Raw genomic sequence first — 261 nt, 5'->3', positions numbered from 1 at the left:
CGACATCCAGAAGTGCTAGCAAGAGAAACAGTGTTTAGTGTAAGTGAGATTGAAGCACTGTATGAACTATTCAAGAAGATCAGCAGTGGAGTAATGGACAAAGGATTAATTACTAAGGATGAATTTCAGTTGGCCTTATTCAAGACAACCAAGAAAGAGAGCTTATTTACAGATAGGGTGTTTGACTTGTTTGACACAAAGCATAGTGGAATACTTGATTTCAAAGAGTTTGCACTTGCTCTCTCTGTCTTTCATCCCAGC

Annotated in this window: 1 protein-coding gene; it reads left to right on the top strand. The window is 38.7% G+C overall.

All coding sequences use genetic code 11. The features are described 5' to 3' along the window. A partial coding sequence (locus L9G74_RS24335) for an EF-hand domain-containing protein (protein WP_238898709.1) occupies positions 1–261 on the top strand: 261 nt, incomplete at both ends.

The organism is Shewanella electrica (assembly GCF_022321485.1).
GTDB lineage: Bacteria > Pseudomonadota > Gammaproteobacteria > Enterobacterales > Shewanellaceae > Shewanella > Shewanella electrica.
This window is presented reverse-complemented; position numbering and strand designations above follow the sequence as displayed.